The sequence below is a fragment of the Klebsiella sp. 18074 genome (assembly GCF_902705905.1).
In the GTDB taxonomy this organism is placed as follows: domain Bacteria; phylum Pseudomonadota; class Gammaproteobacteria; order Enterobacterales; family Enterobacteriaceae; genus Klebsiella; species Klebsiella terrigena.
Map to the genome: position 1 here is coordinate 1 of NZ_CACSIS010000071.1, position 3,351 is coordinate 3,351.

The following is a 3,351-nucleotide window of genomic DNA, read 5'->3' on the forward strand; positions in this document are numbered from 1 at the left end:
TCAGTGCTGGTAACTACTTTATCCAGCATAGCTCCGGCATAAACACTGTTCCGGATGTCTGTGCTGGGTACCGGTGCCTGCGTAGGTGTCGGGAGTGGAACTTCTGCCATGTGCTTGTCGCCCTATATAAAGGCGCACGAAACCCGCAGAATAAAATCCGAAGGTGTGCGCGAAGGTTGGTTATTACTGCTTACGGGTAAATCGAGTCTGAATATTCAGAGAGGGTTAATGTCTGGGTGTCGTCGCCATTGGGTTTGGCTGTTTCGACGCGCCAGATTGTCGAATTGAGTTCTGTATCGGTGGCGATGAAGTACCGGCTGGCCACCTGAACTTCGTAACCATCATAGATATTGATATCAAAACCATCTGCAGCAGCGGTGAATGCCTTATTGTTTCCGTCCACTGGATATGCCCGCCACCTACCATGATAATTACCCAGGCTATCGGTAATCACGACCCACACATCACCGCCACCAAAATCAATACGTTCTGATGTAGAAAAAATGTCGCCATTTCTCCCGGTCAGATAGCCCGTTTGCTGGGCGTTGTCGTACATATCTGGCAACTGAACAACGGCCCCCCTAACCACCTGAGTGGTTTCAAAAACCGTCGCCGTCATCGATAAGCGGGAGTAAAGAAGCTTTCTGGCCTCCAGATATGCCCGATCAAGCGCCTGTGGTTTATTTCTGCATCCTAGCAAGGACACGGTCATGGCGTTGACTGTGGCATCGTCTACTTCGGCTATCCCATCCTGATCAACGGATAAATAAATATACGCTTTATCGTTTGTGATTGGGTCGGTGTAATCGAGCGCTATACCGTCATATCCGCTCGGCAAAGTCATCGCGTAGCTAATGCCGTAGCCATCCCATAACATATTGCTCCGTGCAAAAATCGCATCTGGAGTAACTACCGCCTCATCACGCCAGAATGTCAGCATATCCCCCACGTAGTTAAAATTAACCCGGGCTGCATCGCATATGGTCTGAATGCGCTCACCTATTGACTGGCTGGCATCTGAGAACGTGTAATCGAAGTAGGATAATTGCTCATCAGTAAACGATGACTGGATGCTGTAAAGCGTCGCGACATCAATTCTCGATAGCTCTTGCTTCCCGACCACTAACCACTCATGGAGCACTGCATCCGCAAACCTTCGCGAAGGCCTGAGGGTGTAATCAACCAGGCCGGTTGAGGCGTTATAGGAGATGGTGTTCCTCTGTGCCAGTAGATTGTATTTCTGCTCGCGGTTTGTGTTTGAAGTATTACTCCCTTTCAACCTGACAGAGATAATCGTGTCATCGGGATAAACTACATTTTCGCGAACGTTTACGGCATGAATAGCCATGAGTGTTACAACGTTGGAGTCGTTGCTGTTGTTCGTTCTCTCAATAGTTACCGCATAGCGGCCGGAACCGGCAGCAGGCGTATATTTATACGTTTTGCGATAATTCTTAGTGGTGACCTGAAAATCATTATCGAGGGTATATGCAAATGACTCCGCAGTGCCAGGAATTGCATTATTGTTCTCGTCCACCTTCCAGAATTTAATCAGGTAACTGGATTCTCCCGCAGTAGCGCCCAGTTGGGTCTGAACGTGCACCCATAACTGCTCTGCTTCAATCGGTGAGAATGCCGGACCAATCACCAGGGCTTGCATGTCATTCAGAACAAATTTAGTAAGGTTCAGGACAGCATCAGATGGGAGTGAGGCAATCTCTCCACCGCTAAGATTGCCTATGATGAAGTTATAGTAAACTTGGCTATCAACCGGGTCGATAACCTGCTCCGCGCTCCAGATATCACCGTATCCTGTAACGTCCTTAGTTACTGGTCCGCCGCTGCCGGCATAGGAAACATTGATAACGAACGAGACTGAGTGAGGGAAAGCGAGATCTGCGAAGTAGGCGAAATTATCCACATTAGCAAGTTGCTTAATAACAAGCTGTCCATCAATGAATCCGCCGGAAACTATGCTCGCCGAAGTTGCAGTTTCTGCCGGGAAATCGTCGCTCTCATTCGGCCCGGGAACCTCTTCACCGTCGATATCATCAAACTGGTAGCCGACATTCATTAAACCGATATTTTCACCGGGCTGATATGGCGTGTAGCTTGCCCCGGACAGGCTGCCGAGGTTTGATTCTGAGTAACGCACAGAGGAAATTGTGTATTTCCCATAGCCGACCTCAAACCACTCAGTAATGTATTTGTTGTCGTCGATATACTCATACAGCGCTTCCTGTATGAGGTCGGGATAAGACCTGACATGCCCGTAGATATTTGGACGCCCCTTGTAAAGACGCGCCTTGTTTGTCTGCCCGGTCAGGTCGTTATTTGATGATTCGCCTGTAGCCACTGATGACGCTGATGCGTCAGGTGACTGAACCAGCGCCCCAAGAACCTTGCCGATTATTTTCATGTCGGACTTATAGGTGAATGCACCAAGGATAATTGCGCTTCCCTTGATGAAGCTCCCACCTTTTGGCTGATCGAATACCTGAATTATGTCATCAGGCATGATGCGATAACTCACATCAAAATCATCGTCAAGCTCCCGGCCATTCAGTCGGATCACGACATTATTGTGCAGCTTCAGGCTATCAAGCCAACGCACCAACGGCAGGCCGGCGCTTATTCTGCCTTTCTCTTTTGGCGCGCCAGGCAGTCGCTGAACCTCATACATTGCCATAAGTCAGAAACTCCATAGTCGTGTAATGGGCTTGAACAGCAAGGAGAGAATCAAGTCGCACCGTTCCACCCTCTCCCCGGGAGTGCAGGCATTTTCCGGAAGGCATAACTAAACCGACATGTGCCGGAATATCAGCAGAGTAAAACACCACAACATCACCTTCTCGTCCCGTAGATGGGCTCCAGAAAACAACGTCATCCTCAAAACAGGTAACAAAGTCCTCGCCGGCTTCGTAACCCTTTGTCTGGTGAATCTCAATGCCAAGGACATGCCTGTAGTAGAGAACTACCAGGCCCCAGCAGTCCATTTGCTCGAAACTGCAGGCGCGGTCAGCCCACGGCTTGCGTATAACGCGCCGGATAAAATCATCTCTGTTCATCAGGAGTTACTCAGGCCGGGATAATTTCTCGTGGTGTATATGATTGGGTTGGTAACTGATAGCGGGTTTGACATCCCCACGGTAATACTGACATTGTCCGCATCCCCTGAGACATCCTTCACAAACAGATGGTACGTCTTCAGCGGTGTGGCATCTCCTATCTGATCCCATATCTGGTACGTGAACTGGATCGGAATCATCCGTGCTGCGCCAGTCCAGCCTTTCAGCACGCCTTTCACATCCTGCGTGAACATGGCGAAGCTGATTTTTGTGCTTAGTACCG

At 49.4% G+C, this 3,351-nt stretch carries 2 protein-coding genes and 1 pseudogene; all 3 read right to left on the reverse strand.

Annotated elements, in window-relative coordinates:
- Positions 1-190 precede the first annotated feature (190 nt).
- Positions 191-2,689, reverse strand: a complete 2,499-nt coding sequence (locus tag GVK32_RS28425) for a host specificity factor TipJ family phage tail protein (protein WP_159874188.1) — start codon at positions 2,687-2,689, stop codon at positions 191-193.
- Positions 2,676-3,068: an NlpC/P60 family protein gene (locus tag GVK32_RS28430; protein WP_159874190.1), complete on the reverse strand. Its 393-nt coding sequence runs from the start codon at positions 3,066-3,068 to the stop codon at positions 2,676-2,678. Before GVK32_RS28430 ends, GVK32_RS28425 begins: the two co-directional genes overlap by 14 nt.
- Positions 3,068-3,351, reverse strand: a pseudogene (locus GVK32_RS29380) (hypothetical protein); the annotation flags it as partial. The pseudogene GVK32_RS29380 and the gene GVK32_RS28430, both read right to left, overlap by 1 nt.